The following is a 13,290-nucleotide window of genomic DNA, read 5'->3' on the forward strand; positions in this document are numbered from 1 at the left end:
AAAGGAAATGAACTTTATGACTACGCAGACCAAGGCGCTGGATGCGCCTCTTAAAATCAACTCTCAACACATTATTGTTTCTTTAATCTCGGTTGCGACGTTTGTCTTTTTTACCACAATCGGTTTGAACCATGAGGAAGGCGAAGCCTACGGATGGATGAGTCTTTTACCAACGGCGTTGGTATTGGTCTTTGCGCTGACAACACACCGAACTGTGGAAGCCCTCTTTAGCGGCGCTATTGCCGGTGTTCTTCTGCTTAACCCAACTGAAGCGGTAGAACAGATTGTTGATATTTCCATGAGTGTGATGATGGATGAAACTATTGCCTGGATCATCCTAGTTTGTGGTTTGATGGGCGGCCTAATTGCTATTTTGGAGAAAGGCGGCAGTATCTTAAGCTTCTCCGACATGCTAGTCACGAAAGTAAAAAGCCGTAAGCAATCGATGCTGATGACCTTTGCTTTAGGTATTCTGATCTTTATCGACGATTATTTGAATGCGATTGCAATTTCTTCCTCAATGAAAAAAGTTACGGACGGCTACCAAATCTCGCGTGAAAAACTCTCATATCTTGTGGATTCAACCGCCGCACCTATCTGTATCCTCGTACCAATTTCCACTTGGGCAATTTTCTTCAGTTCTTTGCTAGAAGCAAACGGAGTAGCAGAAGCGGGAGATGGTATCAAAGCATACATTGAAGCTATTCCATACATGGCTTACGGCTGGGTAACGCTGGTGATTGTTTTGCTGGTTGCAATGGAAAAGATCCCAGATCTAGGCGCGATGAAAAAGGCAGAGAAGCGTGCGAAGAATGGTCAAGTTCGTCCAGACGGTGCAACAGATGTCGACTTTGGTCCCGATGTCTCTGCACATACCAACCCAACCATGGGCCTTGTCAACTTCTTGTTACCAATGATCGTACTTGTTGCCGCAAGTTGGTATTTTGGTATCGATCTACTTGCTGGTGTTTTCGTCGCGTTAATCTTTACTATTAGCTTTTACGGCGCACAAAAACTGATCTCGATGAACGACATGTTCGAAGCTGTTTATGATGGCATTAAGGTTATGCTACTGCCGCTTGCGACCGTTATTGGTGGTTTCATGTTGAAATCGGTCAACGACTCATTGGGCGTCACGCAGTATGTCATTGAGACCGTCAGCCCTTACCTGTCAGCGTCTTACTTCCCTGCGATTATCTTTATGATTACGGGCGCGTTGGTATTTGCAACGGCATCGTCTTGGGGAACGTTTGCAGTAGCGATGCCAATTGTTCTACCTTTGGGCGAACAGCTTGGTGTGCCTCTACACTTAACCGTTGCAGCGCTGCTTTCAGCATCAGCGGCAGGGAGCCACTCTTGTTTCTTTAGTGACTCAACCGTGTTATCTGCACAAGGTTCAGGCTGTACAGCAATGCAACACGCAACCACACAGTTTCCTTATGCGTTGATTGGTATTGTTGCAACCGCGATTTTCTTCTTCATCATCGGTTAGCCCCTTTATCTAATTGCAAAGCCCTGCTCAAAAATAGCGGGGTTTTGTTCTATCAAGTCAAATGATCCTCTTAAAACGACTTTACGTCCGTTCAGTATAAAAACACTCAAAGATATACATCTGCACTCAATAAGGGTTTGGTAAACCTAATATTTTTGGTTTACGCTTAGCGAAGCGTTTATTGTGCAGCAAGGCAGCTTTTGAGTAACTTAAATGCCGCCTTAATACAGTGTTAACGGTTGGAGAGACATGAAAAAGTTAGCCCATGAGATATGGATATTTGACGGAGATCCCGTCCAATTCTTAGGACTCCCATACACCACTCGTATGACTATTGTTAGGCTTTCTGATGGTGGCCTTTGGGTTCATAGTCCAATTAAGTTATCAAATTCGATTAGAGAGCAAATCAACAATCTAGGCCAAGTGAAATACTTAATCGCTCCTAATCATTTACACCACTTGTTCTTATCTGAATGGGTATTTGCCTATCCTAGCGCAGAAGTTTATGGCACAGATGAAGTCATTAAGAAGTGCCGTGATATACACTTTCACGCTTCACTTAACCAAGGCGGTAATGCTTGGAACTCTGAGGTTGAACAAGAACTATTTTCTGGCTCTCCATTAATGGAAGAGTGTGTGTTTTATCATCGACTTTCAAAGACCTTAATTGTTACTGACCTCGTCGAGAATTTTTCTGGCCAGGACTTTAACTACTGGCAGCGGTTTGTGGCTAAAGGGGCCGGTATTCTTGCTCCGAATGGAAAAATGCCTTTGGATTGGCGCCTAAGTTTTATGTTTAGCAAACAAGAGGCTCGAAAACACTTAAATAAATTGCTGTCTTGGAAACCTAATATATTGGTTATGGCTCACGGTGAAATCGTCCTTGATAATGCAGACGAGTTCTTACAGCGCTCTTTTAAGTGGCTAGTATGAGACAACATTGAAAACTCACACAACAGAATAGACAAGAAGCTATTTTAAAACATTAGGCCCTTTTAGCTTAGTCTTAGGGACGAATTTACAGCACTACACGTTATGTTTAACGATAAGCTCCCCTATTCCTCTTAATTGAGCATTATGCAGCAATTTAAAATTCCGTTAGAATTGCACTTCAAAAACTTCAATGCGAAGAATTCTGGACATTGATACGGACATAAGTTCAAGAGTTAACATAACGCAATAGCAATCTCTTACTAATTATTTTGCATCGAGACATTGGCATACTCCCGAAACAAACCCTTCTACTCTAAAGGTTTTGTTAATAACAGTTGCCATGCTTGTTAGTTATTCTCGTTGAACTCAGTATCTTGAAGTTGTTTGAATATATAAATTTAAAAAAAAGAGACATAAGATGCACAAAAAACTCATCATTCTAAGCTTGCCTATTCTATTAGCTGCATGTGCGGCACCAAAGTATACGGTAGAAACAATCTCGAAAGAAAATCAGAGCAAGGAAATCACCATCGTAAAAGACAACGCCACGCGAGATGTTTTCTTAGATTCGATGCAAGACTGGTGTTTGGATACCGCCCATAAATGCACAGTCGTAAGCGACGGCACGCCTCCTGTTAGCTCTGAGCTAACACTTACTTACGTATCACGCTGGAGCTGGGATTTTAGAACATTTATCGCTGATGCTCAGATCAAAGCCTACAAAAATAACGAAAAAGTAGGACAAGTTGAATTTAAAGCACCAAACAGCGCGAATCCAGATAAATGGGGTAAAGACAACAAACGAATCATTTCGATGATGGATCTGTTATTCGGTAAACAAACCGTGAGTGAGGCTCAATCCAAGATTAAGCTGGGCGAAATGTAATGAGCCGAACAATTGCCCATTTAACAAGCATCATATATTTGTAGAGAAAGATAGGAATGTTTAAGTGACTGAAGTCAAAACCATTGGGCTTTTCTTTATAACCGCCATTGCAGAAATATTAGGCTGCTACTTACCTTATCTCTGGTTAAAGGAAGATAAGTCAGTTTGGCTTTTGGTACCAGCAGCGCTATGCCTTGCTATGTTTGCTTGGCTTCTATCTTTACATCCTACCGCAACTGGCAGAGTTTATGCCGCTTACGGTGGTGTCTATATTTTTGTCGCAATTCTATGGTTGTGGTGTATCGACGGCGTTCGACCAACGCTCTGGGACATAGTGGGGGTTTCTGTCGCTATGCTTGGCATGTCAATCATCATGTTTTCACCCAGAGCATCCTAAACGTAACCGAGGGAAACCCTTACGCTTAGTATTTTGGCTATGTGCTAGATTTATTGATTAATAACATTATGACGTAATTGCTACATAGCCAAAGTATGCTTGGGCTTCACCCCAAAACAGCGCTATTTATAGGAGATACCAATGAACCATGCAGTGAAGGCAAGATTTGATGAGTATCCAAAACATGTGCGTATTCGGATAGAAGAGCTACGAAATATAGTCTTAACTATCGCTTCTGAATTAAAACTGGGGGAAGTTGAAGAATCTCTAAAATGGGGAGAGCCAAGCTACAGTGTGAAAACAGGTAGCCCGGTAAGGATGGATTGGAAACAGAAAACGCCTAGTCGTTATTATCTGTTCTTTAATTGCCAAACTAAGCTCGTCGACACATTCCACGAACTGTATAGTGACTCACTTGAGTTTCAGGGTAATCGAGCAATAATTCTATCTTTATCCGATCCTTTGCCAGAAGCTTCAATCAAGACCTGTTTAGAATTAGCATTAACCTATCAAAAGCGAAAGAACTTACCTCTTTTAGGTATGTAAGATCGCTTAATAAAACTATTTACGGCCGATTAACCATATTCAACTACTCTACCTTTGTATCCTTTTTAATGCTTACGCAGTAAAGTTTTAGATTAAGTGGTCACGTTAATAGCGCCGTAACCAAACTAGTAATATCGAAATAAAGAAGAGTTTATGAAATCAAAAATCTTGTTCTTACTTATGCTTGGAGCTCATTTCAATACTTTTTCAGCGACGAACTATCAAGTAAATGTGGTAGTAACAGAGCCTCAATCAACATTCATTTTTCCGACTTTTGAAATATCCTCTAAAGGAAAAAGCAAAACCAGTTTTGTCGACGGCTGCACGTACTTAGGAACCCTTTCAGAACCGAGCAAAAATAGCATACAGCTTGAAGCTACCATGTCATGCAACCGAGACGGCGCTACGTCAAGGATGGAAATGCCGGTATTTGTACTCAACTCCGAGGGTCAAAGCGCGAGTTATGATCTTGTAGAAAATGGGATCGTGATGTGGAAATATTCTGTAGAAGTTAAGCCGTCACTTAAAAAGTGATATATCAGAAATACTAAAGTAACAATCAGCACTATTAACCGCCGTTTAAGTGTAATAGGTATATTCTTTACGACTTAATGACGTTACTTGTTGCCGCAAGTCTCCAACTCATGTACAAAACAGCCCTAATTTTAATAGGAGCTAAGTGGCATGAATTTAATTGTACGTCAGGTAACTTTAGGTGATGCTGAAGGCATTACAAACGTCCTCAATCCCATCATTATTGAAGGTTTATACACTGTATTAGATACGCCTTTCACACCTGAAGAAGAAAAAGAGTTCATTACTCATTTCCCAGAACGGGGCGTGTTTACAGTGGCTTTATCCGAAAATAGCTCACAAGTCATTGGTTTCCAAAATATCGAGCCCTTTGCACAATATACAAAAGCTTTTGACCATGTTGGCATAATTGGTACGTTTGTTAGTGACGGTGCTCGTGGCCAAGGTGTGTCTAAACAGCTTTTCAAATCGACATTCGAAGTAGCCAAACAAAAGGGTTACGAAAAACTATTTGCGTACGTTCGCAGCGATAATGAGCGAGCGTTATCAGCCTATCTCAAACAAGGCTTCGAAATCGTAGGGACCGCGAAGAAGCATGCAAAAGTTCGTGGGAAATACGTAGACGAAGTCCTCATTGAGAAGTTTTTGTAGGTGTTAAGTCGCTAAACACTAAGCACGCATATAAGAACATTTGAACCAAGACTCAATTTCCGTCGTAGAAATCTCTTTTCTAAAATAGGTTATTTGAAATGAAACTGACCTCGGAAACTGAGTCAAGAATAATAGAAATGGCATGGGAAGACCGCACCCCATTTGAGGCTATCGAATTCCAATTTGGTTTGAATGAATCCGACGTGATTCAGTTTATGCGTAGCCGGCTCAAATCAAGTAGCTTTAAATTGTGGCGTAAAAGGGTTTCGGGGCGCAATACGAAACACAACAAGCTACGAAACTCAGACATCATTAGAGGTTATTGCCCAACTCAATATAAGCCGCGATAGCGAACTGCACTTGGCATAAATTTTTATTACGAATCGCAACATTTATCGCCCTACCTTTGAATCAACTCCATGATTGGAGGGGAATAGTCACCACTTAATTCAACCTAGGTGTTTCAGGGCGATAATAAATTCAATGGGAGTCATCTTAACATCCTCAGACGCCATCAAACTAATGATTCCACAGAAAAGATTGACACAAAACGCCCACTAAAAATAACTCAGATTACGGCGTCATTTAACCCGTGTATCAATCTTCTTTGACCTTCTGTTTAGGCACTAGAATCACTAACCTTCTATTTTATCTTTGAAGGCACAGACAAAAAGCTGCATGATTAAAAAGGAAAAATAGCTGATAACGGTTTAACAAGCACTCGGAGCTTGGAGGCAATTTTGAACAAATTACTTATGATATTTGCGTTGGTTTCTTTACCTTGCTTGGCCTCTGATGATGTTGAAGATCCCTGCAAAGTAAAAGGCGGTGGCGTTATGGCTGGTTATCAGTGTGTAGAAAAGAAAATGGAATCTGCAGATAAAGAGCTTAACGAAAGTTACAAGGAAGCAATCGCTAGAATAGGTGAGGAAGAAAAAGCACTAAGGGAAACATGGTCTCAGACCGAACTGGTAGAGCCATTTCGAAAGGCCCAAAGAGCTTGGCTAAAATACAGAGACGCCGAATGTGAGTTTACGGGCCTGTCTTCTACGCCCTCACCCTGGCAAGGTGTCCAGATTGAAGAATGTAAGTTAAGAATGACGTTAGAACGCGTCGAGTACTTCAATGGTGTATACGTAGGCTAAACGGATTACATCTAACAAAGCACTTCAATAAGATTCGCAACTCTTGGCAATTTCAGTTTAAATGTACTCTGTGTTTAAGATGCAAGCGTTCAGGTTATGCGTAAAGCTTATATGGGTGTGAAATAAGTATGGAAAAAGACGATTTAGTTGGGCTAGTAGTTAAGTATTTCGAGAAAATAGATGCCGGTGATCCTAGCTATCTGGATCTATTCTCAGAGGATGTTGATTTTTTCTTTCCTAAATTTGGGCAAGCGAAAGGAAAGAGTGCCTTAGTGGAGTTTGGCAATAGGATTGGTAGCTCGTTGATTAGTATCTGGCACGACATAGACGGCTTTCAAATAACGACTGCTGGAAACAAGGTGATTGTTGAAGGACAGGAAGGCGGCGTAATGAGTGATGGTACCTCTTGGCCGGACAACAAAGTTTCCACAGGGCGTTTTTGTAGTGTATTTGAGTTTGAAGGAAAAATGATAAGTCGTATGTTTGTGTACGTAGATCCTGACTTCCCGAGTCGAGATTTTGAGAGAATTTCCGTGCTGTCAGGCGAGAGCAACGTGCGACAAACTGTTCAAGCCTGAATACTACCGCTACCGCATAGCATCTTTGTTATGCGGTAGTATTCGTAGTTAAGGTGTGTTGAGGGCTTTGATATCACTTTGCTCACACCTTATCAGTGCGTTAGCCACATTCCCTTACTGATAGAAATGCTACTTTCTTCAATCGTCCTGTATTATGATAATGAAAAAGATTGCATTAATTTTAAGATTAAAATGAACCAAAAATTTTTTCTAAAACTACTCCCTGTCCCTTTTCTTCTAACCGCTTGCCAGTCTACGCAAAGCCAGCTACAGCCTATACCTGAAAACGTATTATCAAACCTATCGAGAGGCCATTAACTATTCTTTTTCTACTTGGCTAGTCGATCAGTCCGATATCGATCAGTCTGTAAATGAAGCTCGTGTAGCGTTATCAGAATATCAGTCTCAGAATGATGGTTTAGGAACAACATGTAAGGATTGGCACCTACCCCTAGAATCTGGATTGCGAGAAGTTAACAATCATAAGAATCAAGTGGCGATAGACCAGCAGCGAGCACATGAAATACATAAAGCAAACGCTTCTAAACCTGTAACGTATTCAACACCAGCATCTACTTCGACTAGTAATGTTGTTCACTGTTACAAATTGGAAGACGTTAGCTTGGATAAGAACATTCAAACCTTTAATGGAATGATATGCCCTATAGGCTGGCTTAAATATTATGGCTATTAATGTATTTGATTAATACAGTACTTAAGAATGAACTCTAAGTTTAATTTTTAGTTCAAGATTGGGTTTCTTGTTTACAATGTTATGTTTCCAGTTGGATTACCGTATTCGAATAGATTGACGAAGTTAATCAATATATGTGTATTGATGCTTACTTTTTATCGAGTTATCTTTGTTTGATAGCCATTAAAACGAGTAAGGAAACAAAGTGACTGTGTTAACAAAAGGCATACACCACGTAGGTTTAACCGTATCTAACCTAGAAGCAAGCGCGAAGTTTTTCACTGAACAATTAGGTTGGAGTGAAGTAAAAAGAAATCCAGGCTACCCGGCAATATTTGTGAGTGATGGGCATATCATGCTTACACTATGGGCGGCTAAGGCTGATGCCGCCACTCCATTTGACAGAAAAACGAATATTGGTTTGCATCACTTAGCTTTACTCGTAGAGACTGAGAAGCAACTCTATGAGTTGCGTGATCAATTTATGGCGTCGGGAATCGAAATTGAGTTTGGTCCCGAGCTTGTTAAAACAGGACCCGCAAAACATTTAATGTGTTACGACCCAAGTGGTATTAGGGTTGAGTTTTTCTGGGCGGGCTCATAAAACAAACATAACAAAGTTTTATAATAGGGATTTGGTACACATGGCATTGTTAGTTTGCACCGCCTTTGGTGTTTAAGGTGCTCAGCAGAAGCTTGTGTATTGAATGCCCCTCCCCTCCTACTACACATTTTGCGACTTACGAGTAAGTCCAAAAGGATAAATGTTATGTATAAAATCGGCGTTGTTTTATTTGATGATTTCACGGATGTCGATTTCTTTCTTATGTATGACTTGCTAGGGCGCACAACCGACAGTTGGACAGTAAGTATACTTGGAACTAAATCTGAACATCATTCCCACCTCGGTATGAAAGTTAAAACAGACGGACACCTTTCTGAGGTGACGAATCAAGATGTCGTTCTTATTACAAGCGGCAAACGGGGTATTCCAGCCGCTTTAAAAGATGCTGAATTTATGTCAGCGTTGAATCTTGATCCAAATAGGCAGCTAATAGGTTCGATTTGTGCGGGATCATTCATCCTCCATGAACTCGGTTTACTAGAAGGCAAGCGATTAACAACAAACCCAGATGCAAAGGCTGTTCTACAAAGTATGGGAGGAGATGTTCAGGATCTGCCTCTCGTGATAGACGGTAATGTAGCGACGGCCGGTGGCTGCCTTTCACTGATGTATCTAATTGGTTGGTTAACAGAGCGGCTATTTGACTCAAACAAACGAAAAGCTATACAAAATCAATTGATACCTGCTGGGCAATTAGAGCTGTTTGAAGAGCTTATTGCCACAACTATTCAATCAGCAGAGTTAGCAAGCTCGGATAACAAGGCGTTAAATAATCATTCATAACATGTGGTGTTTTACATTACGTTAGTTTTAGTGTTTAGGGTAAGTCACACACCAGTCTTGTGTGACTTACCCTTGAACATAACGCCACTTGGGGAAATTAACTTACAGGGAGTAAATCAATTGGTAAAAATGTACGGTTCTGAAGAGACAAGAGCGTTTTGCTGTAATTGTAAAGAAGTAACGCTACATCGGTACGAAAGCTTCTCTAAAGCACAGGAAAAGACCGAGAAAAAAGCTAAAGGTTTCTTCTCTGGTCTATTTGCAGCAATAATTGGCTCATTAATGGAAGGCGAAGCGACTGGTGACTACAAATGTACAATATGCGGCACTAATCTTCACACGCCAGATAATTTAGATTAGTAGTCAGTGTCTCTAGTGCCACAGCAAGTGGCACGCAACACAATTTATAGACGGCTCTAGTGGGTTTGAAGCGTATGCACCTTATGCATTGGCATTTAGGGTTTTGAGGTTGTGTTGCGGATCAGGTAGTGCGCTTTTATCTTTAACAAGGGGCTAACGCAGAGCAAAAACAAGGACAAGAAAAGAAGTAGTTTTATTTGAGTATTAATGAATTACAGACACAAAAAAGCCCACCAAAAGGTGGGCTTTTCTAAAATTTGGTGGGTCCGGGCGAACTCGAATCGCCGACCCCTACCATGTCAAGGTAGTACTCTAACCAACTGAGCTACGGACCCAAATTTTTATGTTCCTAACCATTCAATTCAGAATGGTGCGTCCGAGTGGACTCGAACCACCGACCCCCGCCATGTCAAGGCGATACTCTAACCAGCTGAGCTACGGACGCATTTCTCTGGAACGACGAGGATATTAGCTATAAGCGAACGACGGTGCAAGCACAAATTTACCAACTTTGAACCGTTTGGCGAAAATGTAAACTCAACACGCGTTTTCAGATGATTTTATCGACAAGGACTGAGCCTGCAGGGTTTAAAAGTGTGATCTATATAACTTTTATTATCTCACTTAATTGTCGTAAGGCACTTCACTGAGCATCCAAATCTGTAAGGTTTGCGATACCTTAGGGCAAGTGCCGAACAAAATCTGATATTTAGGTTTAAATGGTTCGCCGATATAGGTTGTACGGATCAACTCTCCTGTTTTGACGTCTACTTGAGTGCTCACCCTGCCTTTGAAGTTTTGAAATATGACAAACTGCTCACTGTGGTAAACCATTTGCTCTCGGTAAAACAAGAAATGATCTTGGGGTGTCTCTGTCAATTCACACTCCAGTGGTTTCAAATTAGGTATCGCACTAACATTCGATGCGATGAACAACGCCGATAAAATCCATCCGTATCGCATATGGCTGCCCTATTCTGCCCTCTTTTTCAAAGTATAGGCCCTGCCTTGATGACTGATACAAAAAAGGCTTTGATCATCTCTAATCAAAGCCCCTTGTTTCTGCTGGTTAATTGTCGTGTTTAGTCGTCCGCCTCAAACACAACGTTATAATTTTCGGTGTATGTACAATTCGGCTGACGGCTACAAGTAAAGAAACGTCTCCCTTTGAACTCACCTTGGCTTGCGGTTTTAATGATCATCGGACTGCCGCATTTTTTACAAAAACGCACTTCTTTATCGGGCTCAATCAAATCAATGTGTGCCGCAAGCAAACGACGTAATCGCCCAACTTGATAACTGTGCTTTATCGAAGCGCCAATTAAAGGCAGGTTGGCCGTCTTACAAACATGAATCAATAACTTTTGTCTTTCTATCTTACCCTTGTTTAGCTCCTGCCCATTATCCAATTCAACGATAACGCGCGGCTCTAGTGTCCTTGGGTCACAAATAACGTAATCAAAATAGCTTCGAGATATACGGTTGTTCGCGACAAAAAACTGCTTCTTATTTTTGATTTCTTTTGGCGTAACCAAACTGGACATGTTTACTTTCGCGAATACTACGGCATGCTCCCCTACCGCCGCTCTTAACGCATTATAGAACGCACCCTCTTGACCTCTGAGCAGAGGGCCTTTCGAGCGATAAGGATAATCACGCGTGTCATCGTGCTTAATCACGTACTTTTGAATAACAAAGAAGAATAAAACCAGAAGAACAACAATGATAAAAATGTTGGTCATAAATAAAGTGCATCCAAAACAACTCGTTGCTCAAAGCGTAAATGGAAATGTTATGCAGAGCAACAAAACCTCGCAATTTTGAGGCGCCACGACGATAGCGAGAAACAGAAAATTTTGCTCACCAATAAAAACGAGCCAATCACACACTTGGATTGGCTCGTTTAAATTTTGTTAATACATTATGTATGCTAAGAATCAACTATTAGCGTCTGGCTGATTCTCTGGCATCGCATCAATAAAAGCTGGCAGTTGATTGCATGACTGCACAACAGCGTTAATGGTTGGATAAAGAGAGGTATCTACACCAAAGCGTTGTGCGTTATAAAATTGTGGTACCAGACAAATATCGACAATAGATGGCGAGCTTGTCAGGCTAAACTTGCAATCACCATTTAGTTTACGATGCTTCTGAAGTTTCTCTTCTAATGCTGTAAAACCTTTGTGGATCCAGTGATGAATCCAAGCGACTTTGCGCTCTGGTTCGCAAGCTAGCTCCCCCTCTAAATACTGTAGAACTCTTAAGTTATTCAGGGGATGAATCTCCATTGCAATATCCTGAGCCAAAGCTAGCGCTTGGTATCGAAGCGGCGTTTGCTCGGGGATCACAGTGACATCCGGGTAGTGTTCTTCTAAGTATTGAATGATCGCCAGTGACTGGGTTAACTGAACCTCCCCATCCACCAGCAAAGGAACCAGTTCAGAAGCGTTTAACTCATGGTACTCGTCACTGTGTTGTTCGCCACCATTGCGCACCAAGTGTACCGATTTTGAATCATACGATAACTCTTTAAGATTCAAGCAAATACGCACACGATACGCCGCCGATGATCGCCAGTATCCGTATAAAATCATGCTATCGCTCATATCGTCTCCCAACCAGCATTGTTAGTGCTTGAGATATTGGCTAACTTGTTGGTCAATCGAGCCGAATATGTTGTTGCCATCCGCATCGAACATTTCCAATCTGATTGAATCTCCAAACGACATGAAGTTAGTCGACGGCTTACCATCACGAATGGTTTCAATCATGCGAACTTCCGCGATACATGAATAGCCAACGCCACCTTCTTCAATAGAAGTGCCATGTTCCGTTCCCTGCTTGTTGGATACCGTACCTGAGCCTATAATCGCCCCAGCAGATAGCGGGCGCGTTTTAGTCGCGTGAATAATTAAGTCTGCGAAATCAAACGTCATATCGATACCTGCATTCGGGCGACCAAACGGCTTGTGGTTGTAGGTCGAGACCAATGGTAAATGCACTTTGTTTTCGTACCACGCATCGCCTAGTTCGTCTGGTGTTACTGCCACAGGAGAAAACGCAGAAGAAGGTTTAGATTGGAAAAAACCAAACCCTTTAGCTAATTCTGCGGGAATTAGCCCACGCAGTGAGACATCATTCACCAGCATGATCAAACGAATCGACTCCTGAGCCTCTGCAACACTCGCGCCCATTGGTACGTCACCAGTTACCACAGCCACTTCACCTTCGAAATCAATACCCCATTCATCACTCGCAAACTCGATGTTGTCACAAGGTCCAATAAAGGCATCAGAGCCTCCTTGGTACATCAACGGATCGGTCCAAAAACTCTCTGGCATTTCAGCGCCGCGAGCTTTTCGAACCAACTCAACGTGGTTTACGTAAGCACTGCCATCAGCCCACTGATAAGCGCGAGGAAGCGGCGACTCACAGTAGTGCGCTTCAAACTCTTCATACCCTGCAACCGTGCCATTGTTCAGTGCAACGTATAGCTCTTCCAGTTGTGGTGCTAGCGTATCCCAGTTATCAAGCGCCACCTGCATCGTCGGTGCTAAGTTCATAGGGTGGAAAATTTCTGTCGCAGGTACGCAGCGCGTTAAGTCTTTGCTCACGACCATCAACAAACCGTCACGAGTGCCATTTTTCTTGGTTGCTAATTTCATC

General features: G+C 41.9%; 17 protein-coding genes and 2 tRNA genes. 13 read left to right on the forward strand and 6 right to left on the reverse strand.

The window, feature by feature from the left end; translation table 11 throughout:
* Positions 1-16: 16 nt before the first annotated feature.
* From KJB35_RS06535 to KJB35_RS06595, 13 genes are all read left to right on the forward strand, one after another.
* Positions 17-1,492 (forward strand): Na+/H+ antiporter NhaC family protein, encoded by a 1,476-nt coding sequence (locus tag KJB35_RS06535; RefSeq protein WP_005377816.1) that lies wholly within the window; start codon positions 17-19, stop codon positions 1,490-1,492.
* Positions 1,493-1,741: 249 nt separating this feature from the next.
* Complete coding sequence (locus KJB35_RS06540) at positions 1,742-2,425, forward strand: DUF4336 domain-containing protein (RefSeq protein ID WP_186584308.1); 684 nt, start codon at positions 1,742-1,744, stop codon at positions 2,423-2,425.
* Positions 2,426-2,843: 418 nt separating this feature from the next.
* Positions 2,844-3,311, forward strand: coding sequence for an Sbal_3080 family lipoprotein (locus KJB35_RS06545; protein ID WP_005385757.1), 468 nt, complete (start codon positions 2,844-2,846; stop codon positions 3,309-3,311).
* Between the two features lie 64 nt (positions 3,312-3,375).
* A complete protein-coding gene (locus tag KJB35_RS06550) occupies positions 3,376-3,708 on the forward strand; it encodes a YnfA family protein (protein ID WP_005377819.1) in 333 nt (110 codons plus the stop codon).
* 141 nt (positions 3,709-3,849) lie between these two features.
* A complete protein-coding gene (locus tag KJB35_RS06555; RefSeq protein ID WP_213968905.1) occupies positions 3,850-4,254 on the forward strand; it encodes a DUF1801 domain-containing protein in 405 nt (134 codons plus the stop codon).
* A 153-nt stretch (positions 4,255-4,407) separates the two neighbouring features.
* Positions 4,408-4,788, forward strand: a complete 381-nt coding sequence (locus KJB35_RS06560) for a hypothetical protein (RefSeq protein WP_285356849.1) — start codon at positions 4,408-4,410, stop codon at positions 4,786-4,788.
* A gap of 150 nt (positions 4,789-4,938) precedes the next feature.
* Positions 4,939-5,439, forward strand: a complete 501-nt coding sequence (locus KJB35_RS06565; protein ID WP_017633971.1) for a GNAT family N-acetyltransferase — start codon at positions 4,939-4,941, stop codon at positions 5,437-5,439.
* Positions 5,440-5,537: 98 nt separating this feature from the next.
* Complete coding sequence (locus KJB35_RS06570; protein WP_005377824.1) at positions 5,538-5,789, forward strand: TIGR03643 family protein; 252 nt, start codon at positions 5,538-5,540, stop codon at positions 5,787-5,789.
* Positions 5,790-6,194: 405 nt separating this feature from the next.
* Positions 6,195-6,584 (forward strand): lysozyme inhibitor LprI family protein, encoded by a 390-nt coding sequence (locus tag KJB35_RS06575; RefSeq protein WP_017820912.1) that lies wholly within the window; start codon positions 6,195-6,197, stop codon positions 6,582-6,584.
* Between the two features lie 128 nt (positions 6,585-6,712).
* Complete coding sequence (locus KJB35_RS06580; RefSeq protein WP_005377826.1) at positions 6,713-7,162, forward strand: nuclear transport factor 2 family protein; 450 nt, start codon at positions 6,713-6,715, stop codon at positions 7,160-7,162.
* Between the two features lie 899 nt (positions 7,163-8,061).
* The gene (locus KJB35_RS06585; RefSeq protein WP_005377827.1) at positions 8,062-8,460 is read left to right on the forward strand and encodes a VOC family protein; all 399 of its coding nucleotides are present in this window, start codon (positions 8,062-8,064) and stop codon (positions 8,458-8,460) included.
* 165 nt (positions 8,461-8,625) lie between these two features.
* Positions 8,626-9,264 carry a DJ-1/PfpI family protein gene (locus KJB35_RS06590; RefSeq protein ID WP_005377828.1) on the forward strand — a complete coding sequence of 213 codons (639 nt, stop codon included), beginning with the start codon at positions 8,626-8,628 and terminating at the stop codon, positions 9,262-9,264.
* A gap of 129 nt (positions 9,265-9,393) precedes the next feature.
* Positions 9,394-9,624, forward strand: coding sequence for a hypothetical protein (locus tag KJB35_RS06595; RefSeq protein ID WP_005377829.1), 231 nt, complete (start codon positions 9,394-9,396; stop codon positions 9,622-9,624).
* 258 nt (positions 9,625-9,882) lie between these two features.
* Here KJB35_RS06595 and KJB35_RS06600 read toward each other — a convergent pair.
* The 6 genes from KJB35_RS06600 to KJB35_RS06625 all read right to left on the reverse strand — a co-directional run bounded on the left by KJB35_RS06600 (position 9,883) and on the right by KJB35_RS06625 (position 13,289).
* Positions 9,883-9,959: transfer RNA gene (locus KJB35_RS06600), tRNA-Val, on the reverse strand.
* Between the two features lie 33 nt (positions 9,960-9,992).
* Positions 9,993-10,069 (reverse strand) — tRNA-Val (locus KJB35_RS06605).
* A 179-nt stretch (positions 10,070-10,248) separates the two neighbouring features.
* Positions 10,249-10,587 carry a hypothetical protein gene (locus tag KJB35_RS06610; protein ID WP_005377830.1) on the reverse strand — a complete coding sequence of 113 codons (339 nt, stop codon included), beginning with the start codon at positions 10,585-10,587 and terminating at the stop codon, positions 10,249-10,251.
* A gap of 119 nt (positions 10,588-10,706) precedes the next feature.
* Positions 10,707-11,366, reverse strand: a complete 660-nt coding sequence (locus tag KJB35_RS06615; protein ID WP_005377831.1) for a DUF2726 domain-containing protein — start codon at positions 11,364-11,366, stop codon at positions 10,707-10,709.
* 195 nt (positions 11,367-11,561) lie between these two features.
* A complete protein-coding gene (gene maiA / locus KJB35_RS06620) occupies positions 11,562-12,230 on the reverse strand; it encodes a maleylacetoacetate isomerase (RefSeq protein ID WP_005377832.1) in 669 nt (222 codons plus the stop codon).
* Positions 12,231-12,251: 21 nt separating this feature from the next.
* On the reverse strand, positions 12,252-13,289 hold the full coding sequence (locus KJB35_RS06625; RefSeq protein WP_005377833.1) for a fumarylacetoacetate hydrolase family protein: 1,038 nt from the start codon (positions 13,287-13,289) through the stop codon (positions 12,252-12,254).
* Position 13,290 lies beyond the last annotated feature (1 nt).

Source organism: Vibrio sp. D431a (genome assembly GCF_030248655.1).
Taxonomy (GTDB): Bacteria; Pseudomonadota; Gammaproteobacteria; order Enterobacterales; family Vibrionaceae; genus Vibrio; species Vibrio alginolyticus.